This window comes from Gordonia humi (assembly GCF_014197435.1).
GTDB lineage: Bacteria > Actinomycetota > Actinomycetes > Mycobacteriales > Mycobacteriaceae > Gordonia > Gordonia humi.
In genome coordinates this window covers 3,237,213-3,257,621 of sequence record NZ_JACIFP010000001.1, presented here as the reverse complement: position 1 = coordinate 3,257,621, position 20,409 = coordinate 3,237,213, and the positions used below count along the sequence as shown (strand labels likewise).

General features: G+C 68.9%; 18 protein-coding genes and 2 riboswitches. Of the genes, 10 read left to right on the top strand and 8 right to left on the bottom strand.

Annotated features, from left to right (window positions below; genetic code table 11):
* The first annotated feature begins 18 nt into the window (after positions 1-18).
* Together BKA16_RS14955 and BKA16_RS14950 are read left to right on the top strand one after the other, a co-directional pair.
* A complete protein-coding gene (locus BKA16_RS14955) occupies positions 19-2,412 on the top strand; it encodes a Tex-like N-terminal domain-containing protein (RefSeq protein WP_183371434.1) in 2,394 nt (797 codons plus the stop codon).
* Between the two features lie 92 nt (positions 2,413-2,504).
* A complete protein-coding gene (locus tag BKA16_RS14950) occupies positions 2,505-3,899 on the top strand; it encodes an MFS transporter (protein WP_183371433.1) in 1,395 nt (464 codons plus the stop codon).
* Here the strand turns inward: BKA16_RS14950 and BKA16_RS14945 are convergent.
* From BKA16_RS14945 to BKA16_RS14925, 5 genes are all read right to left on the bottom strand, one after another.
* Positions 3,850-4,116 carry a DUF503 domain-containing protein gene (locus BKA16_RS14945; RefSeq protein WP_183373091.1) on the bottom strand — a complete coding sequence of 89 codons (267 nt, stop codon included), beginning with the start codon at positions 4,114-4,116 and terminating at the stop codon, positions 3,850-3,852. The genes BKA16_RS14950 and BKA16_RS14945 overlap by 50 nt on opposite strands.
* Positions 4,117-4,143: 27 nt before the next feature.
* On the bottom strand, positions 4,144-5,202 hold the full coding sequence (locus tag BKA16_RS14940; protein ID WP_183371356.1) for an IS630 family transposase: 1,059 nt from the start codon (positions 5,200-5,202) through the stop codon (positions 4,144-4,146).
* An 82-nt stretch (positions 5,203-5,284) separates the two neighbouring features.
* Entirely contained in the window at positions 5,285-6,535 is a 1,251-nt protein-coding gene (locus BKA16_RS14935; RefSeq protein ID WP_183371431.1) for a polysaccharide pyruvyl transferase family protein, read from the bottom strand.
* Between the two features lie 32 nt (positions 6,536-6,567).
* Complete coding sequence (gene ppk2 / locus BKA16_RS14930) at positions 6,568-7,398, bottom strand: polyphosphate kinase 2 (RefSeq protein WP_183371430.1); 831 nt, start codon at positions 7,396-7,398, stop codon at positions 6,568-6,570.
* A gap of 113 nt (positions 7,399-7,511) precedes the next feature.
* Positions 7,512-8,369, bottom strand: coding sequence for an META domain-containing protein (locus tag BKA16_RS14925; protein ID WP_183371429.1), 858 nt, complete (start codon positions 8,367-8,369; stop codon positions 7,512-7,514).
* Between the two features lie 99 nt (positions 8,370-8,468).
* Here BKA16_RS14925 and secA2 point away from each other — a divergent pair, with 99 nt between their 5' ends.
* The 8 genes from secA2 to gcvP all read left to right on the top strand — a co-directional run bounded on the left by secA2 (position 8,469) and on the right by gcvP (position 18,247).
* Positions 8,469-10,763 carry an accessory Sec system translocase SecA2 gene (gene secA2, locus BKA16_RS14920; protein WP_183371427.1) on the top strand — a complete coding sequence of 765 codons (2,295 nt, stop codon included), beginning with the start codon at positions 8,469-8,471 and terminating at the stop codon, positions 10,761-10,763.
* Positions 10,760-11,410 (top strand): CDP-alcohol phosphatidyltransferase family protein, encoded by a 651-nt coding sequence (locus tag BKA16_RS14915; protein ID WP_183371425.1) that lies wholly within the window; start codon positions 10,760-10,762, stop codon positions 11,408-11,410. The genes secA2 and BKA16_RS14915 overlap by 4 nt, the downstream gene beginning before the upstream one ends.
* Positions 11,411-11,486: 76 nt before the next feature.
* Positions 11,487-11,891 carry a glycine cleavage system protein GcvH gene (gene gcvH / locus BKA16_RS14910; RefSeq protein ID WP_183371424.1) on the top strand — a complete coding sequence of 135 codons (405 nt, stop codon included), beginning with the start codon at positions 11,487-11,489 and terminating at the stop codon, positions 11,889-11,891.
* Between the two features lie 263 nt (positions 11,892-12,154).
* Entirely contained in the window at positions 12,155-12,616 is a 462-nt protein-coding gene (garA, locus tag BKA16_RS14905) for a glycogen accumulation regulator GarA (protein WP_343067440.1), read from the top strand.
* On the top strand, positions 12,613-13,341 hold the full coding sequence (gene ftsR / locus BKA16_RS14900) for a transcriptional regulator FtsR (protein WP_455550831.1): 729 nt from the start codon (positions 12,613-12,615) through the stop codon (positions 13,339-13,341). The genes garA and ftsR overlap by 4 nt, the downstream gene beginning before the upstream one ends.
* A 75-nt stretch (positions 13,342-13,416) precedes the next feature.
* Positions 13,417-13,929, top strand: coding sequence for a bifunctional nuclease family protein (locus BKA16_RS14895; protein WP_183371422.1), 513 nt, complete (start codon positions 13,417-13,419; stop codon positions 13,927-13,929).
* A gap of 470 nt (positions 13,930-14,399) precedes the next feature.
* Positions 14,400-15,005, top strand: coding sequence for a MerR family transcriptional regulator (locus tag BKA16_RS14890; protein WP_183371421.1), 606 nt, complete (start codon positions 14,400-14,402; stop codon positions 15,003-15,005).
* A 105-nt stretch (positions 15,006-15,110) separates the two neighbouring features.
* Positions 15,111-15,211, top strand: a riboswitch (glycine riboswitch).
* A riboswitch (glycine riboswitch) is annotated at positions 15,212-15,317 on the top strand.
* Between the two features lie 47 nt (positions 15,318-15,364).
* Complete coding sequence (gene gcvP, locus BKA16_RS14885) at positions 15,365-18,247, top strand: aminomethyl-transferring glycine dehydrogenase (RefSeq protein ID WP_183371420.1); 2,883 nt, start codon at positions 15,365-15,367, stop codon at positions 18,245-18,247.
* 1 nt (position 18,248) lies between these two features.
* Here gcvP and BKA16_RS14880 read toward each other — a convergent pair whose 3' ends face one another.
* Genes BKA16_RS14880 through BKA16_RS14870 form a run of 3 tightly spaced genes read right to left on the bottom strand, consistent with a single transcriptional unit; the run spans position 18,249 to position 20,406 of the window.
* Complete coding sequence (locus BKA16_RS14880; RefSeq protein ID WP_183371419.1) at positions 18,249-18,665, bottom strand: hypothetical protein; 417 nt, start codon at positions 18,663-18,665, stop codon at positions 18,249-18,251.
* Positions 18,662-19,174: a flavin reductase family protein gene (locus BKA16_RS14875; protein ID WP_183371418.1), complete on the bottom strand. Its 513-nt coding sequence runs from the start codon at positions 19,172-19,174 to the stop codon at positions 18,662-18,664. The genes BKA16_RS14880 and BKA16_RS14875 overlap by 4 nt, the downstream gene beginning before the upstream one ends.
* A 41-nt stretch (positions 19,175-19,215) precedes the next feature.
* Entirely contained in the window at positions 19,216-20,406 is a 1,191-nt protein-coding gene (locus tag BKA16_RS14870) for an LLM class flavin-dependent oxidoreductase (RefSeq protein ID WP_183371417.1), read from the bottom strand.
* Between the last annotated feature and the right edge of the window lie 3 nt (positions 20,407-20,409).

The window sequence follows — 20,409 nt, the reverse complement described above, 5'->3', positions numbered from 1 at the left end:
TTCGGTAGCCTGCATGCGGTGACCACCACTGTGCCCGTCGAGTCAGTCGACGCCCGTATCGCCCGAGAACTCGGAGTCGCCGAGAGCCGTGTCGCCGCCGCGATCGCGCTGCTCGACGACGGCTCGACCGTTCCGTTCATCGCCCGGTACCGCAAGGAGGCCACCGGCAGCCTCGACGACGCGCAACTGCGTCTGCTGGACGAGAGACTGCGCTATCTGCGCGAACTCGACGAGCGCCGTGCCGCGGTCATCACCGCGATCGACGAGCAGGGCAAGCTCACCGATCGGCTGCGCGCGTCCCTGCTCGCCGCCGACACCAAGGCGCGTGTCGAGGACATCTACCTGCCGTACAAGAAGAAGCGCCGCACCAAGGCGCAGATCGCCCGCGAGGCCGGTCTGGAACCGCTCGCCGACGCACTCCTGGCCGATGCGTCGACGGCGCCGGAGGACGCGGCCGCCGAGTTCGTCACCGGCGACGTCGCCGATGCGGCCGCGGCGCTCGACGGCGCCCGGCACATCCTCATCGAGCGCGCCGCCGAGGACGCCGAACTCGTCGGGGCGATCCGCACCCGGTTCTGGGACTCGGGCAGCCTGCGCACGCAGGTGCGCAGCGGGGCCGAGCAGAACCAGGCCGCGCAGAAGTTCCGCGACTACTTCGACTTCGCCGAACCGCTCGAGGACATGCCGTCGCATCGCGTGCTCGCCGTCCTGCGCGGCGAGAAGGAGGAAGCGCTGACGCTGACCTTCGACGGCGGGGAGGACGAGCCGTACCAGGCCATGGTCGCGCAGACCCTCGGCGTCGAGCTGTCCGGACCGGGCGCGGCGACACCGTGGCTCAGTGCGACGGTCCGCTGGGCCTGGCGCACCAAGCTCATGATCACCGCGACCATCGAGGCGCGCATGCGGCTGCGCCAGCGCGCCGAAGAGCAGGCCGTCGCCGTGTTCGCGACCAACCTGAAGGACCTCCTGCTGGCGGCGCCCGCGGGCACGCGGGCCACCCTCGGCCTGGACCCCGGATTCCGGACCGGCGTCAAGGCGGCCGTCGTCGATGCGACCGGGAAGGTGGTCGACACCGGGACGATCTACCCGCATCAGCCCGCCAAGAAGTGGGATCAGGCCAAGGCCGAGCTCGCCGAGATGATCGCTCGCCACGGCGTCGAGCTGATCGCCATCGGCAACGGCACCGCCTCCCGCGAGACCGACGCGCTGGCCGCCGAACTCGTCGCCGAGATCGGCAGGTCCGGCGCCACGGCCCCGACCAAGGCCGTCGTGAGCGAGGCGGGCGCCTCCGTGTACTCGGCGTCGGAGTACGCCTCGCAGGAGCTGCCCGACCTCGACGTGTCGATCCGCGGCGCGGTCTCGATCGCGCGCCGACTGCAGGACCCGCTGGCCGAACTGGTCAAGATCGACCCGAAATCGATCGGCGTCGGCCAATACCAGCACGATGTCGCCCCCGCCACCCTCGCGCGCAGCCTCGACGCCGTGGTCGAGGACGCCGTGAACGGCGTCGGCGTCGACCTCAACACGGCGTCGGCGCCGCTGCTGGCTCGCGTGTCCGGTGTGACACCGGGCTTGGCGACGGCGATCGTCGCCCACCGCGACCAGGTCGGCGCGTTCGACAGTCGTCAGGGGCTGCTCGACGTCCCGCGTCTGGGACCGAAGGCGTTCGAACAGTGCGCGGGCTTCCTCCGGATCCGTGGCGGAGCCGACCCGCTCGACGCGTCGGGTGTGCACCCCGAGGCGTATCCGGTGGTCCGCCGGATCATCGACGGGTCCGGACGCGGCCTCGACGATCTGATCGGAGACACGGCGACGCTGCGCACCCTCGAGCCGGCGACGTTCGCCGACGACCGCTTCGGCGTGCCGACGGTCACCGACATCATCAGCGAACTCGAGAAGCCCGGCCGTGACCCCCGACCGGCCTTCGAGACGGCGACCTTCGCCTCCGGCGTCGAGAAGGTCTCCGATCTGCAACCGGGCATGGTGCTGGAAGGCGTCGTGACCAATGTGGCGGCGTTCGGGGCGTTCGTCGACGTCGGCGTGCACCAGGACGGACTGGTGCACGTGTCGGCGATGTCGGACAAGTTCGTGTCCGACCCGCACGACGTGGTCCGCTCCGGGCAGGTCGTGCGCGTCAAGGTGATGGAGGTCGACGTCGACCGCCAGCGCATCGGACTCTCGCTGCGGCTGAACGACGAGCCCGGAGAGAAGAAGCAACAGCGCGGCGGCCCGAACCGCGGCGCCGATCAGCGAGGCGGTCAGGGCCGCGGCGGACAGAACCGGGGCGGGCAGAACCGGGGCGGACAGAACCGGGGCGGACAGAACCGGGGCGGGCAGAACCGGGGCCGCGACGACCGGCCCGCCGCCGGATCGATGGCGCAGGCGCTGCGCGATGCGGGCTTCGGGCGCTAGGAGAGTGCCGAACCGAGCGCTCCACCGCTGACAGCGCCGACCGGACCGAAAACCGGTCGACGCGCTGACGCGCCCGGTCTATCGTCGCCGACATGAGTGATCCGCACGGACGATCAGCCCGTGAACGCGACCGCACGTTCGCCCACATCCTGGTCAACACGGCGGTCGCCGGTCTGACGACCAGCTATCTCTGGTTCGCGCTGACGTTCTGGCTGTACCTGCAGACCCGGAACGTGATCGCGACCGGAGTGATCGGCGGCGGCTACATGCTGTTGATCGCCGTGTCGAGCATCGGCTTCGGGACTCTCGTCGACCGTTTCCGGAAGCTCGCCGTGATGCGCGGTTCGGCCGTGTTCACCTTCGCCATGTTCGGTCTCGCGGCGGTGGTCTTCGCGGTCATGCCCGACGACGCCTCGGGGTCGCTGTCGTCACCGTGGCTGTGGCTGTTCGCGGTGATCGTGCTGGCGGGCGCCGTCGTGGAGAACATGCGCGCGGTGGCGCTCGCGACCACCGTCACGATCCTGATCGATCCCGACCGCCGGGCCAACGCCAACGGATGGGTCGGCGCCGTGCAGGGCGTCTCGTTCCTGGTGACCAGCGTCTTCTCCGGACTCTCCGTCGGATTCTTCGGGATGGGCGCGACGATCGTCATCGCTCTCGTCCTGGTCGCCGCCGGACTGGTCCACATCCTGCTCGTCCGGCTGCCGGAGGAGACCGCGCCCGCCGCGTCCGACGCGGTGGGCGCCTTCGATCTGCGTGGTTCGATCCGGGCCGTGCATCTGGTGCCCGGACTGTTCGCGCTGATCGTGTTCTCCACGTTCAACAACTTCGTCGGCGGCGTACACATGGCGTTGCTCGATCCGTACGGTCTCGAGCTGTTCTCGGTCCAGATGTGGGGAGTCGTGTTCGCGATCGGAGCCACCGGCTTCATGGTCGGCGGCGGTCTGATCGCCCGATTCGGACTCGGTGCGAACCCGCTGCGCACCATGCTCGTCGCGGTCGCGATCACCGGGGTGCTCGGCGCGGTGATCGGCATTCGGGCGTGGCCGTGGCTGCTGATCGCCTGTGTGTGGCTGTTCATGCTGGTGATCCCCGCCGTCGAGGCCGCCGAACAGACTGTGATCCAGCGGGTCGTGCCGTTGCCCCAGCAGGGGCGGGTGTTCGGATTCGCGGGTGCCTTCGAAGCCGCGGCCGCCCCGGTCACCGCGTTCGTCGTCGCGCCGATCGCCGAGCACATCGTGATCCCGTGGGCCGACGGCGACGGCGCCGCAGCGATCGAACCGGTCTTCGGGTCCGGTCCGGCACGCGGGCTGGCCCTGATCTTCGCGATCGCCGGAGCCGTCACCGTCGCCGCCGCGGCGCTGGCCGCCACCACACCGGTGTACCGGGAGGTCTCGAGGGAGTACCGGCGCGCCGCCGTGGGTGAGGAGCCCGATGTCACAGATCCTCGGACGACACCAGACGTCGGCGCGCCGACAGAAGGGTGACCTCCGGACGAGACGCGGCATGCCGTTCGAGAGCGTCGAGCAGTTCGGTGACGTGCGCGGCGTCGCCGCTGACCACGGCGACACCGATGCCCGCGCGACGATGCAGGTCGCGATGATCGGTCTCGGCGACCGACACGTCGTATCTGCGACGGATCTCGGCGACGATCGGGCGGACGACCGATCGCTTCTCCTTGAGGGAGTGGACGTCGCCGAGCAGGAAATCGAATTCTAGTGTCGCGTGTCGTTAATTAGTTTTCGGTTGGGCTTTCTTCAGGATTTCGTCGGCAGTCTTGGTCCACACGAACGGGTGCTTCCGCCCATTCCATCCGTTGATGAATGCTCGGATCTTCGCGTTCAGGTCGTTGACTGAGGTGAACACTCCTCGGCGGATCGCTTGCCGGTCGATGATCCCGAACCACACCTCGACGAGGTTGAGCCATGACCCTGACGTCGGAGTGAAGTGCACGTGCATGTTCGGGTGCTCGGCCAGCCAGTCGCGGACCTCAGCCTTCTTGTGAGTGGCGTAGTTGTCCATCACCAGATGCAGTTCCTGGCCGCCGTAGGCGCGGTCGATCTGCCTCAGAAACGCCAGGAACTCCTGGTGGCGGTGTCGCGGCTTGACCGCGGCCGTGACCTGGCCCGTCGCGATATCCAGCGCGGCGAACAGCGTGGTCGTTCCGTGGCGCTTGTAGTCATGGGTTCGGCGTTCGATCTGACCGGGCTGCATCGGCAACATCGGCGCAGTCCGATCGAGTGCTTGGATCTGCGACTTCTCATCGATGCACAGCACGATCGCGTTCGTCGGCGGTTCCAGGTACAAGCCGACGACGTCGGTGACCTTGGCGACCAGTTCTGGGTCGGTGGAGAACCTGAACGTTCCCGACCGCCACGGCTGCACTCCGTACTCGCGCCACGCCCGGGCGATCGTCGCGTTCCCGACCCCGAGATGCCCAGCCAGCAGCCGGGAAGACCAGTGCGTGACTCCGTACTTCTTCGGTGGCGGCATCAACGTCGCCGACACGATGTCGGAGTGATCGATATGCCGCGGCCGGCCGGGTCGATCATCATCGAGCAGACCGACCATCCCGTCGTGCAGGTACCGTTCACGCCACTTGCGTACCGTCGGGACCGACACTCCAACGACCACGCTGATGTGCGAGTTCGCCATACCCTCGGCCGCCAACGTCACGATCCGAGCCCGCCGCACCACACCCGCCGGCGTCGACGTCGACCGCAACAATCGATCGAGTTCGACAGCATCGCCCTCACGCAGATCCAAAGCCGGAGCCGGAGAATTCGCCATAACTCATTCTCTCAAGCCCGAAACCAGAAACTAATTAACGACACGCGACACTAGAGTACCGATCCACATGGGACCGGCCACATTACCGCAGCCGGGCTCCGCGCGGATACACCCGTGCCGCCAACGCGCGTTTGCGCTCGATGTTCGCGGCGACGGCGTCGGGGGAGAAGCCGCCCGCCGTCGGCCGCTGCGGGGGCGTGTCGACGTCACCGGACACCGTCGTCCACCGCGAGCCGACGTCGAGCAGGGCCTGATGCTTGGTGGCGTAGTAGTCCGGACTCGCCGACACGGCCACGCCCGAGTCGCCGCCCGCCGCCGCGAGCAGATGGGGGTGGTAGCGGGTGGACAGCCAGGTGCCGCCGGCGGGCAGACCGTCGTGCCACACCTGACGGAAGGGCACCACACGCGCTCCGTCGAGGCGGTCGCCGAGCATCGTCGGGATCGTGTAGTCGTAGCCGGGAATGCATTCGACGACCGTGACGTCGCGGCCGGGCGTCTCCCACGCGTCCAGAGTCGCCTCGATGAACGCGGCCAGCGCGGCCAGACCGGTGCGACCGTCCCAGCCGAAACCGTCCGCGAGGTCGCTCTGCGCGCACAGGACGACGCCGCCGTCGCTCGGAGAGGAGCGGGGCCGGCGAGCATGGGGAGAGAGCCAGGCGTCGTCTCCGGTCCGGGAGAGCCCCGGGACCCCGCCGAGCAGTTCCTCGGTCGGCGCGTCGCGTACGTCGACGACGTCGAAGGTCGCCGCGGCGGCGAGCATCGCATCGCGGGCCGCTCCGGTCACGGCCGGAGTCAGACCGGCGCCGGTAGCGACGGTGCGGGCACCGGTCTTGGCGGCGACGGCGGCGATGGCCGGGATCAGATGCATGTGGTGCGGCCACATCGCGTTGATGTAGCCGCCGCCGACCAGGTGGATGGTCCGCGCCCGCAACAGCATGTCGACGCCGGCGTCGTCGCGCGGTGATGCGCCGAGCGTGCTCGCGGTGCGCGCCACCCACTCCCACGGCGCGTCCGGATCCACTCCGTCCGGATTCTCACTGTCGGCGTAGTGCACGAACTGCCACAGGGTGTCGACGAACACCGCCCGCGGATTGGCCTGCCGCAACAACAGTGCGGCGTTGCCCGGGCGGGGCGAATCGACGACGACGCGCGCCAGCGGCCGCCGTACGGCGAGCCAACGGAGCCACGCCTGCGTGATCAGCTCGTCCCCGTAATTGGGGAAACCCGCGGTGGTGACCAGATACACGACGTCCGCGGTGTCGACCCGTCTGCGGACCTTCTCCGTGGCCCGGCGCAGATCGGCGGCAGACGGCAGGTGTGACGGCAACGGCATACTGATGTCCTCGAATCCGTGATGCGCGTCGGTCAGCGTTCGGTGTCGCCGATGATGTTCGCGACGTGATCGGGTACGAACCGGGACAGCGAGCGCGGCGGGCGATGGTAGTTCCCGGTCTCGATCGGCGTCTTCGGCAGCTTCACCCGCGGCCGCTCGATGTGCTCGTACGGGACGGTCGACAGCAGATGCGAGATCATGTTGAGCCGGGCGTTGCGCTTGTGATCGGACTCGACGACGAACCACGGGCTGGTCGAGGTGTCGGTGTGGACCATCATCTCGTCCTTCGCGCGGGAGTAGTCCTCCCACCGGAACACCGATTCGAGGTCCATCGGGCTGAGCTTCCACTGGCGCACCGGATCGTCGCGTCGCGAACGGAAGCGTCGCAGCTGCTCCTCGTTCGACACCGAGAACCAGTACTTCCGCAGCATGATCCCCTCGTCGATGAGCATCTGCTCGAAGATCGGGGTCTGCCGCAGGAACCGGGTGTGCTCCTCGGGCGTACAGAAGCCCATCACCTTCTCGACGCCGGCGCGGTTGTACCAGGACCGGTCGAACAGCACGATCTCGCCCTTGGTCGGCAGATGCTCCACATAACGCTGGTAGTACCACTGTCCGCGCTCGCGGTCGGTGGGCGCCGGGAGCGCGGAGACGCGACAGATGCGCGGGCTGAGGAACTCGGTGATCCGCTTGATGGCGCCGCCCTTGCCCGCGGCGTCCCGGCCTTCGAACAGGACGACCACGCGCGCACCGGTGTCGCGGACCCATTCCTGCATGGCGACGAGCTCGGTCTGCAGCCGGAACAGTTCGGACTCGTAGACGTCTTTGGAGAGTTTCGGTTCGCTGCCCGACTTCTTACCCATGAGGAAGATCATAGAGTCCGGGCGCGAGCGTCGGCGTCCGCGACACCGACTATCCGCGACACCGACCGTCCACGACACCGACCGTCCACGACACCGACCGTCCGCGACACCGACTACTTGCCGTCAGAGGTGCGGGAGACGGAGAGCTCGAGTCCGATCGCCGGGTCCGCGACGTTCGTCAGTCGCATACGGTCGCCGTCGACGGTGGCGGTGACGGCGTCGCGCAGGACCGCCAGGATCGACTTCTCGATCTCGCCCGTGTCCCCGGGGCACGCCTTGCGCGTCGTCGCGATCGGCCCGATCGTCACCGTCTGCGTCGGACCGGTGCCCGCGACGGTGGCCTCGCCCGTCATCCGATTGCAGCCGGTGAATCCCCGCAGGGTCCCCTCGGCGCCGATCGTCAGCGTCGGCTTCGCCCGGTCCAGCGCTTGGGACGACGTCACCGCGTCCGCACCGATCAGGGCCTTGACCCGCCAGTTGGTTCCGGCCACCGGCCGGTCGACCCGCTGGTCCAGACTCACCGACAGGTCGCCGCGTTCGAGAGTCAGGGTCCGGCCGGTCAACGACCAGGTGAGCGGAGCGTCGAACAGGTCGCCGACCCACTTGTCGACGGTGTCGTGCGGCGGCGGACACGCCATCATGGTGCCGACGAGCGGACCCGCCGTCATCGTGTCGCCGTCGAAGGCGACGGTGCCGCCGTGTCCGTTGCACCCGGCGTTGACGCTGATCCGCGCGTCGGTGCCGAAGCTGATGATCAACGGGCCGCCGCCGGGGACGGTCTTCTCCGTGGCGTCGTCGGAGACGTAGGTCTTCCCGACGAGTTCGGCGGGGTCGACGACGTGCGAACCCGTATCGCCGGATCCGGACGGCGAACCGCAGGCGGCGAGCGTCGCGACGACGACCGCGCCGGTCACGGTCAGCGAGGCGATGCGAGCTCGGGCGGGGAGGTCTCGACGTCGTCGGCGGTTCATACGGTCACGGTAGTGCAGTCGGATCGGCGCGGCGATCAGCGCGCCGCGTACGGTAGATCACGATCGGTCAACGAATTCAGGTGAGGGAGACAAGCCCCAGTGGGAAAGCTCACGAACGCCATGTGGCGCCTGCTCGGCGCCCAGACGTCGCGTAATCAGTCGCAGTCCATCTCCTTGATCGAGCAGTCGCACGAGCACACCGAGTGGGCGGAGGGGCTCGCCGACGACGAATTGGCAGGCGCCGCAGCGGGCTTGGAGATCGAGAGCGTCGAGGGCCGCGCCAAGTTCCTGGCGCTCATCCGCGAGGCGGGCGGCCGGTCGGTGTCGATGACGCCGTTCGACGTTCAGCTGCAGGGCGCACTGCGCATGCTCGACGGCGACGTCGTCGAGATGGCGACCGGCGAGGGCAAGACGCTCGCCGGCGCGATCGCGGCGATCGGGTACGCGCTCGAGGGGAAGCACGTGCACGTGGTGTCGGTCAACGACTACCTCGCCGGCCGCGACGCCGAATGGATGAAACCGCTCTACGCGATGTTCGGCGTCACCGTCGGCGCCCTGTCGGAGCACTCGACCCGCGAAGAGCGCCAGAGCGCCTACGCGTGCGACGTCACCTACGCCTCGGTCAACGAGATCGGCTTCGACGTGCTCCGCGATCAGCTCGCGCTGCACGCCGACGAACTCGTCGCGCCCGAACCGGAGGTCGTGATCGTCGACGAGGCCGACTCGGTGCTCGTCGACGAGGCGCTGGTGCCGCTGATCCTGGCGGGCTCCACCGAGGCGGACGCCCCCAACAGCGCGATCCACGAGGTCGTGTCGCACCTGCGGACCAAGCACTACGACGTCGACACCGACGGTCGCAACGTGTCCCTCACCGAGGAGGGCGCGCAGTTCGTCGAGGACACCCTCGGCGGCATCGACCTGTACGGCGAAGAGCATGTCGGGACCACCCTGGTCCAGGTCAACGTGGCGCTGTACGCGTACTACCTCCTCGAACGCGACGTGCACTACATCGTCCGCGACGGCGGGGTGCACCTGATCAACGCCTCCCGCGGCCGCGTCGCGCGGCTGCAGCGCTGGCCGGACGGTGTGCAGGCGGCCGTCGAGTACAAAGAGGGGCTCAAGCCGACCGCGTCCGGCGAGGTCATCGACACGATCACCGTCCAGGCGCTGATGGGCCGCTACCCGCGTGTCGCTGGCATGACCGGCACCGCGATCGCAGCGGGCGAGCAGCTCCGCCAGTTCTACGGGCTCGGCGTCTCGCAGATCCCGTCGAACATGCCGAACGTCCGCGAGGACGAACCCGACCGCGTCTACGACAACAAGGCCAACAAGATGGAGGCCGTCGTCGACTACGTCCGCCAGACGCACGAGACCGGCCAGCCCGTCCTGATCGGCACCCACGACGTCGCGCAGTCGGAGGAGCTGGCGTACTTCCTCGAGCGCGCCGGCGTGGAGTCGGTTGTGTTGAACGCGAAGAACGACCCGGAGGAGGCGGCGATCATCGCCGAGGCCGGGCGCAAGGGCGCGGTCACCGTGTCGACGCAGATGGCCGGTCGAGGCACCGACATCCGCCTCGGCGGGTCCACCGGCGGCGACGACGAACGCGAGGAGGTCGTCGAACTCGGCGGACTGTGCGTCGTGGGCACCGGCCGCTACGACACCGAACGGTTGGACAATCAGCTGCGCGGTCGCGCGGGCCGCCAGGGCGACCCCGGTCGGTCGGTGTTCTTCTCCAGTCTGGAGGATCCGCTCGTCACGAAGAACCAGACCCATCTGCGCGACATCCGCCCGGTCGACGGCGACGGATCGGTGGGTGCGCGCGGCGTCGAGGTGGTCGAGCAGGCGCAGCGCATCGCCGAGGGCGCGATGCTGCAGTTGCACGCGAACACCTGGGACTTCAACCGGCAGGTCAACGAACAGCGCAACTCGATCGTGCGGCGCCGCATGGACGTCCTGACCACCGATCGGGCGCTCGCCGATCTGAAGGACCTCGAGTCCGAGCGGTACGAGGAGCTGGCGGAGACGGTCGGCGACGACGTGCTCGAGGACGTCGCCCGGCAGATCGTGCTCTACCACCTGGACCGGGGCTGGGCCGACCATCTGGCCTACGTCGCCGACGTGCAGGCGAGCATCCATCTGCGTGCGCTCGGCCAGCAGAGCCCCCTCGAGGAGTTCCACAAGCTGATCTTCGCCGAGTTCACCACCATCGTCGACGACGCGATGACGGCCTCCCGGGAGACCTTCCGGACCGCGACGATCACCGCCGACGGCATCGACTTCGACGACGCCGACATGCATCGTTCCACGATGACGTGGACGTACCTGGTGCACGAGAACCACTTCGCCTCGGCGGGTGCTCAGGCGATCCAGGGGATCGTGGGCATCTTCCGGTGACCGATGATCGGGCGGCGGGTGCTCCCGCCGAACGCAGCGACGCGATCTGGACGGTGCCGAACGCGCTGAGCGTGGCGCGCCTGCTGCTCATCCCGGTGTTCATCTGGCTCCTCCTCGTCGAGGAGTCGGCCGGATGGGCGTTCGTGGTCCTGTTCGTCTCGGGTCTGACCGACTGGCTCGACGGCAAGCTCGCGCGCTGGCTGGGGCAGTCGTCCAAACTCGGTGCGCTGCTCGACCCGGCCGCCGACCGGCTGTACGTGATCGTCATCCCGATCTGCTTCGGCATCCGCGACTTCGTCCCGTGGTGGATGATCGCGGTGATCATCGGCCGCGACGTCCTGCTCTTCGCGACGGCCCCGCTGCTGTCCGCGCGCGGGATCACCGCGCTCCCGACGCTGTACGTCGGCAAGGCGGCGACGTTCGCCCTGATGAGCGCGTTCCCGTGGCTGCTCGCCGGCCACATCGACGGCTGGGTCGGCACCGTCACCTACCCGATCGGCTGGGCGTTCCTGATCTGGGGCGTCGGCATGTACGTGTGGTCGATGGTCCTGTATTGGATTCAGACCGTCGCCGTCGTGCGGACCATGCCGCGGGTCGCGCGAGGCGATCGTCGGCCTGATGCTGCCGAGTCCGGGACCGAGCGATAAGATTCTGATCGATCCGGTCGGGGGAGCGATCCGACGGCCGTCGTCCGTTCCGCAGTACAACGAAAGGGCAGTCTCCGTGAGCGACACCAAGATTCCGGACAACCTGCGTTACACCGCCGAGCACGAGTGGATCGCCCCGGTGGGGGAGAAGACGGTCCGCATCGGCATCACCGACTACGCGCAGGACGCTCTCGGCGACGTGGTGTTCGTCCAGCTCCCGGACGCCGACGCGACCGTCGAGACGGGTGAGTCGTTCGCCGAGGTCGAGTCGACCAAGAGCGTCTCGGACATCTTCGGACCGCTCGACGGGACCGTCTCGGCGGTCAACGACGCCCTCGACGGGGCACCCGAGCTCGTCAACTCGTCGCCGTACGAGGACGGGTGGCTGGTGGAGATCACCGTCGCCGACGACGTCGATCTGGACGCACTGCTCGGGGGCATGCTCGACGCGGCGGGCTACGCCGCCGTCATCGGCGGCTGACCGGTCCGCTGAGGGCTCCGTCTCGTCAACGTGGACGAGGCCACCGTCTTCTCGGTGGGGCGGATATGATTCTGTAGTTCGTTCAATCGCCGCTCAACCCGGGCGGCGGCGGAACACAGACGGTAGGTTCGAAGATGAACGTTCTGACCTACCCGACGACGTGCGTTTCAGTGGCGAAACGCGGCTGAGACATACGAGACAATGGCGAAACGGTCGCTGCTCCCGGCGAAACCCCGGGCGCGGACCGCAGTGGTTAAGGAGATGTGGTGACCGGTAACGACAACGGCTTTGAAGCGCCTGTGGAGACGACCTCGGTCTTCCGGGAGGAGTTCATCAAGGAGATCGACGCACCGGCGACGTCCGCTGAGCCCGGTGACACCGGTGTGGAGCGACTCTCGCCGGGAACCGCTCTCCTGATCGTCAAGCGCGGCCCCAACGCCGGTTCGCGTTTTCTGCTCGACCAGGCCGCGACGTCCTCCGGTCGTCACCCCGACAGCGACATCTTCCTCGACGACGTCACCGTCAGTCGACGGCACGCCGAGTTCCGGCGCGACGGCGACGACTTCCAGGTGGTCGACGTGGGCAGCCTGAACGGCACCTACGTCAACCGTGAGCCGGTCGACACCGCGACACTCGCCAACGGCGACGAGGTCCAGATCGGCAAGTTCCGTCTGGTGTTCCTGTCCGGTCCGCGGGCCGGGGAAGCCGGCACCGCAGCATCGTGACGTCCTCCGCCGCGCGCAAGGACGCGGGTGACGAGAGGACCATGTCCATCGGCGCCGTACTCGCAGTCCTGTCGGAGGACTTTCCGGATGTGACGATCTCCAAGATCCGCTTCCTCGAAGCGGAGGGGCTCGTCACTCCGGAGCGTGCCCCGTCCGGATACCGTCGATTCAGCGACGCCGACTGCGAACGCCTCCGGTTCGTCCTCACCGCTCAGCGCGACCGGTATCTCCCGCTCAAGGTGATCCGCGAACAGCTCGACGCCATCGACGAGCAGTCGTCGGATTCGGCGAGCGGCGCGCGTCTGCTCACGTCGGCGCGCACGGCCGTGGCGCCGGAGACCGACTTCGCGTCGCGGGGCGGTCGAGTCGCGCGGGAGACGCTCATCGAGCGGACGGGCGTCGACTCCGCGTTCATCGCGGAACTGACCCGCAACGGGCTCCTGTCCGCGGGGCCGGGCGGCTTCTTCGACGAGGACGCCGTGCGGCTGGTCGAGGCGGCGGCGGCGCTGGCGAACTTCGGTGTCGAGACGCGTCACCTGCGTGCGTTCAAGATCAGCGCTGACCGCGAGGCCGGACTCGTCGCGCAGATCGCCGGACCCATCGCCAAGGGCAAGGGGACCGGTGCCCGCGACCGCGCCGAGGAACTCGTTCGCGAGATGGCCGCGCTCTCGGTCACCCTGCACACGCAGCTGGTCAAGGCCGCGGTGCGCTCGGCGCTCGACTGACCTGGAAGACTCGACCGACTTCATCGGGCCGACCGGCCGACGCCGGTCGGCGGCACCGTCTAAGGAGACACGATCATGGGCGAGATGCGAATCGTCGGCATCCGAGTGGAGCCGCCGCAGAACCAGCCGGTGCTGCTGCTGCGCGAGGTGACCGGATCGCGGTATCTGCCGATCTGGATCGGGCAGAGCGAAGCGGCCTCCATCGCGCTCGAGCAGCGCGGCGTCGAGCCGCCGCGGCCGCTCACCCACGATCTGATCGGTCATATCCTCCAGGCGTTCGACCGGAGTCTGGTCGAGGTCCGCATCGTCGACATGCGCGAGGGCACCTTCTACGCCGAGATGGTCTTCGACGGCGACGTCGTCGTCGAGGCGCGCCCGTCCGACGCGATCGCCGTCGCGATGCGCGCGGGCGCCCCGATCACGGCCGTCGACGAGGTGCTCGACGACGCCGGGCTCCTGATCCCGGAAGAGGACGAGAGCGCCGTCGACGACGGTGAGGCGAGCGAGGACGAGGTCGAGGCGTTCCGCGAGTTCCTCGATCAGATCTCCCCGGAGGACTTCCTCGGCCCCGAGGGCCCGCAGTCCTGACTCTCCAGTCTCGACCCCCGCAGTCTCGACCCCCCGCAGTCTCGACCCCCCGCAGTCTCGACCCCCCCAAGTCTCGACCCCCCGCAGTCTCGACCCCCGCGGCCCTGGCTCCGGTGGGACCTCGACGGTCACCAGAAGCTCCTGCCGATCGAGCGGGGTCAATTTCTTCCGGTCGAGCGAGGTCGACCCCCGGAACCCGTAAAATTCGCAATCGATCGCCACTCCAGTCACACGAGTAACACCAGCATCTTTGGTAACGGGGAAGTAACCGCCCGGTCACCGTTGACCAACAGCTGTACCTAAAGTTGAGGTTTACGGTGTGTTGCGTTGAACGGGGGTTGGAATCCTCATAGTTTCTTACTCGACGCCGGAGCGGATCGCTTCGGTACAACACATGTCGACCGTGTGCGGGAGTATCCTGACGAAGAGCAGGGCTCGCAGCCAGGGTCCAGTTGCGCGAGGGAGTAACCGTGGGCGATAAGCCGACCGATCTTCGGACCGATGGTGTGACCGAGCCCGTTCAAGACGGCCTCGACGACATCGCTCCGGGTCTGTTCCCGAACGACACCGTCCCCGACGACCTCGTCGGCTATCGGGTGCCGACCGCCTGCCAGATCGCCGGTATCACCTACCGTCAGCTCGACTACTGGGCTCGTACGCAGCTCGTCGTTCCGTCGATCCGCGGTGCGGGCGGTTCCGGGACGCAGCGCCTCTACTCGTTCAAGGACATCCTGGTCCTGAAGATCGTCAAGCGCCTGCTCGACACCGGAATCTCCCTGCAGAACATCCGCGTGGCCGTCGACCACCTCCGTCGGCGCGGCGTCAAAGACCTCGCGCGCATCACGCTCTTCTCCGACGGGACCACCGTCTACGAATGCACCTCCGCCGAAGAGGTCGTCGATCTTCTGCAGGGCGGTCAGGGAGTCTTCGGCATCGCCGTCTCGGGCGCCATGCGGGAGCTGACCGGCACCATCGCCGACTTCCCGGCCGAACGCGCCGACGGCGGCGTCAGCGAGTCGGCACCCGAGGACGAGCTGGCGGCTCGTCGCAAGAGCCGCACCACCAAGACCGGGTAGGGACCACGACCGGATAGGAATTGAGACCGCGTAGGAATCGAGACCGGACGGGCCCGCGGCGCAATCGGGTGATCCGCCGTCGCCCTTGCTATCCTGGCCGTGCGCCGCTGCGCCGCGGGAGAGCGTCGTCCGATCACCTCGGGCGGCCGCCGAAGGAGCAACACCTCTCCGTCAAACTCTCAGGCACCAGGGACCGTGGCAGTTGACGGCGCCTCTGGAAAGAGACGGGTCCGCCCGTCCGCCCACGGTGAAAGGTCGACCGCGACCGAATCTCTCAGGCGTCGCCCCGGCGGCATGGACAGAGGGGGAGGACCAGCAGTCCGAGCGCCGTGCTCGGACCGAGAAGGATAGGTCCCCTCGTGACGGACACGTCTCTGCCGACGAACGCTACTTTCGCCGATCGCCACCTCGGCCCCGACGCCGCGGAGATCGCGCGGATCCTCGACGTCCTGGGCGTGGCCTCCCTCGACGAGCTCGCCGCCGACGTGGTTCCGGCGACCATCGCCGACGGCGTCGACTCCGACGGCGTCGCCACCGGCCTGGACGCTCTGCCCGCACCGCTGAGCGAAGCGGATGCGACCGCCGCCATGCGAGCACTGGCCGACCGGAACGTCGTCGCCCGCTCGATGATCGGCCTGGGCTACTACGACACGCACACTCCCGCCGTCATCAAGCGCAACATCCTGGAGAACCCGGCCTGGTACACCGCGTACACGCCGTACCAGCCCGAGATCAGCCAGGGACGGCTGGAGGTGCTCCTCAACTTCCAGACCATGGTGTCCGACCTGACCGGCATGGAGGTCGCCAACGCGTCGATGCTCGACGAGGGGACCGCCGCGGCCGAGGCCATGACGCTCCTGCGCCGCGCCGGGAAGTCGAAGTCGCCGCGCGTGGTGGTCGACACCGGTCTGTTCCCGCAGACCCGCGCCGTGATCGAGACCCGTGCCGAGCCGCTGGGCATCGAGGTGGTCGAGGTCGTCCTCGACCCGGCCTCGGACGACGGCGGACTGCCCGACGGCGACTTCTTCGGCGTCATCCTGCAGACCCCGCGCGCATCGGGCGAGATCGTCGACGCCGGACCGATCATCGACGCCGCGCACGGTCGCGGTGCGCTCGTCGCCGCCGGGGTGGACCTGCTCGCCGCGACCCTCGTCACCGCTCCCGGCGAGCTCGGCGCCGACGCCTGCTTCGGCACCACCCAGCGTTTCGGCGTCCCGATGGGCTTCGGCGGACCGCACGCCGGCTTCCTCGCCGTGCACACCAAGGTGACCCGACAGCTGCCCGGCCGCCTGGTGGGCGTGTCGAAGGACGCCGACGGCAACCGCGCCTACCGCCTCGCGCTGCAGACGCGCGAGCAGCACATCCGACGGGAGAAGGCCACCAGCAACATCTGCACCGCTCAGGTGCTCCTGGCGATCATCGCCGCCACCTACGCCTCCTACCACGGGCCGGACGGACTCAAGGCGATCGCCCGACGGGTGCACACCGCCGCCGCCGATCTGGCGAACCGTCTGACCGGCGCCGGACAGACCGTGGAGCACGCGTCGTTCTTCGACACCGTCACGGTCCGCGTCGACGGTCGTGCCGACGACGTCGTCGCCGTCGCGAAGGCGCAGGGGATCAACCTGCGGCGGGTGGACGCCGACCGGGTGGGCGTCGCGTGCGATGAGACGACGACCGAGGCCGACGTCGCCGTCGTCCTCGAGGCGTTCGGATCCGCGGGCGCCGCACCGGTCGCGTTCGCCGCCGACATCGAGAACCGGACGAGCGAGTACCTGACCCATCCGGCCTTCACCACGTATCGCACCGAGACCGCGATGCTGCGCTACCTGCGTGCCCTGTCGGACAAGGACATCGCGCTCGACCGGAGCATGATCCCGCTCGGGTCGTGCACCATGAAGCTCAACGCGGCCACCGAGATGGAGCCGATCACCTGGCCGGAGATCGGCGGGCTGCATCCGTTCGCGCCGCTCGGCGACTCCGAGGGCATCCGCGAGATGATCACCACGCTGGAGAGCTGGCTCGTGGCCGTCACCGGATACGACCGAGTGAGCCTGCAGCCCAACGCCGGATCGCAGGGCGAGTACGCGGGCCTGCTGGCGATCCGCAACTACCATCGTTCGCGCGGCGACGATGCGCGCGAGGTGTGCCTGATCCCGTCGAGCGCCCACGGCACCAACGCCGCATCGGCGGTCATGGCGGGGCTGCGCGTGGTGGTGGTCGCCAGCCGGGACACCGGAGACGTCGACATCGACGATCTGCGTGCCAAGATCGACAGGCACCGTGACGAACTCGCCGCGATCATGATCACCTATCCGTCGACGCACGGCGTGTTCGAGCACGAGGTGACCGACATCTGCGACGCCGTCCATGAGGCCGGCGGCCAGGTGTACGTCGACGGCGCGAATCTGAACGCGATGGTCGGTCTGGCGCGTCCGGGCCGGTTCGGCGGCGACGTGTCGCATCTGAACCTGCACAAGACGTTCTGCATCCCGCACGGTGGCGGCGGCCCGGGCGTCGGCCCGGTCGCGGTCCGCGAGCACCTCGCACCGTTCCTGCCGAGCCACCCGCTCGCCTCCGAACTCGACCAGACCGGCGTGACGATCTCCGCGGCCCCGTACGGTTCGGCGTCGATCCTGCCGATCACGTACGCGTACGTCGCGATGATGGGCGCACAGGGACTGCGCACGGCATCGCTCACCGCGATCGCCTCGGCCAACTACATCGCGCGGCGTCTCGGCGAGCACTACCCGGTGCTGTACACGGGTGAGAACGGCTGGGTCGGTCACGAGTGCATCCTCGACCTGCGTGAGCTGTCGAAGGAATCGGGTGTCTCGGTCGACGACGTCGCCAAGCGTCTGGCCGACTACGGCTTCCACGCGCCGACGATGAGCTTCCCGGTCGCGGGGACCCTGATGGTGGAGCCGACCGAGAGCGAGAACCTGGCCGAGATCGACGCCTTCGTCGACGCGATGATCGCGATCCGTGGCGAGATCGACAAGGTGACCGACGGCACGTGGACCGTCGACGACAATCCGCTCGCCGGCGCTCCGCACACCGCGGAATGCCTGGTGGGCGAGTGGGAGCACGGCTACGACCGACTCACCGCCGTCTATCCGACGGGACTCCCGTCGGCCGGTGGCCGCGTGAAGGTGTGGCCCGCGGTCCGCCGCATCGACGGCGCGTTCGGCGACCGCAACCTCGTCTGCAGCTGCCCGCCGCTGGACGCGTTCGCCGAGTAGATCACGCGGGAAGCGCGACCTCCACCCCGAGCCGCGGGGCGACGGTGTCGACGAGTTCGCGGACCAGCGTCGCGATGTCGGGGCCGCGGAGCGTCACACCGTCGGCGACGCCGGTGACCGCGATGTCACCCAGCAGGTTCGCGAGTGTCGACGCGGTACCGGGGTGCACGATCGTTCCGACACGGGCGCCCGGCCTCCACCCGGGGTGGGCGGCCCCGTACTCGGCGTAGGCCTCCTTCACAGACGCGGCGAGATGCACGTCGACGTCGACGAACACCGGCGTCGACGAGCGGTTCGTCGCCCGCGCCGCCTCACCGAGCGAGCCGACCCGGACGCGAGTGATCGGAGTGACGGCGTCGGGGCGGGTCAGCTCGGTCCAGTCACGGTCGGACTCTACGGCGATGCGCAGCGGGGTCATGCGAGGTTCTCCTGTTCGAGACGCCGGAAACGGCTGTGGTGGAAGACGAGCGGGTCGACGCCCGACTCGGCGAAATGGCCCTGCACCGCGAGCAACGCGATGACGTGGTCGCCGGCGGGAACGAGGTCGTCGACGCGGGTCGCGAAACCCGCGGCGGCCCCGTCGAGGTGGACGGCGCCGTCGTCGGTGGCGGCCCAGTCGATGCCGTCGAAGCGCTCCGATGCGGGTCGACGCAGCAGATCGGCGACGCCGCGCTGGTCCCGAGACAGCACGGTGACGCCCCAGTGCTCGGTCCGACGCAGCTCCGGCAGGGTGGTCGAGGTGTGCGCGATGTTCACCGAGACGAGCGGCGGATCGAGCGAGACCGAGGTGAACGACGACGCGAGCAGCCCGATCGGACCGTGGCGCCCGAGGGCGGCCACCACCACGATCCCGGACGGGAAGTGCCCGAACACGCGGCGCAGTTCGGCCCGGTCGTCGGCGGTGGAGGTCTCAGCGGTGACGGTCATGGTGTCGTGACTCCTGACATGCAGTGGTGGGATCGACCGGATCAGCGTCCGGCCGGCACGAACGGGTTGCCGGTCGACACCGGCGGGACGGACGAGCGGCCGTCGTCGAAGAGTCCCCGACGCTTGAGCTCGGGGACGACCCCCTCTCCGAACCAGTACAGCTCCTCGAGATGCGGGTATCCGGACAGCACGAACTCGTCGATGCCCAGCGCGCGGTACTCGGCGATGAGATCGGCCACCTCCGCATGGGAGCCGACCAATGCGGTTCCGGCGCCTCCGCGGACGAGTCCGACACCGGACCACAGGCCCGGATACACCTCGAGGGCGCGCGGATCGCGCCACGAGCCGTCGGCGCGCGTCCGCTCGTGCAGTGCGCGCATCGCGGCCTGGCCGGTCGATTCGCTTCGACCGAGACCGGACTGGACGTTCGCGAGGGTCTCGTCGTCGATCGCGGACAGGAGTCGCGATGCTTCGGCCCAGGCCTGCTCGGACGTGTCGCGGGCGATCACATGCAGTCGGATGCCGAACCTCACGGTGCGGCCCTGGGCCTCGGCCAGCCCGCGGATCCAGTCGATCTTCGTCGCCACGGCGGCGGGCGGCTCTCCCCAGGTCAAGTAGACGTCGCTGTGCCGCGCCGCGACAGGTCCGGCCTCCGGCGACGATCCGCCGAAGTAGACCGGCGGCGTCGGGACCGGCAGCGAGGCGAGGGACGCGCCGTCGACCCGGATGTGCTCGCCGTGGCGGGTCACCGTCTCACCGGCCCACAGATCGCGCACGATCGACAGGAACTCGTCGGTGCGCGCATAGCGGGCGGCTTTGTCGAGGTGATCGCCGTACGCCCGCTGTTCGGCGGGCTCGCCGCCGGTCACCACGTTGAGCAGGACGCGGCCGGGCGCGTGCCGTGAGAACGTCGCCGCCATCTGCGCGGCGAGGGTCGGGCTGATCAGACCGGGGCGGAACGCGACGAGGAACCCGAGGTCCCGAGTCTCCTGCGCGACCATCGCCGTGGTCAGCCAGGCGTCCTCACACCATGCGCCCGCGGGAGTGAGGGCGGCGGTGAAGCCGAAGTCCTCGGCGGCCCGGGCGATCGACGACAGGTAGCCGATCGAGGCGTCGCGGTCGCCTCCGGCCGTGCCCGCCGGCAGACCGTGTCCGCCGCCGACGATCAGTCGGGAGTCGCCGTAGGTCGGCAGGAACCAGTGGAGTTTCAACGAGTCGCGGTCGACGGACATCGT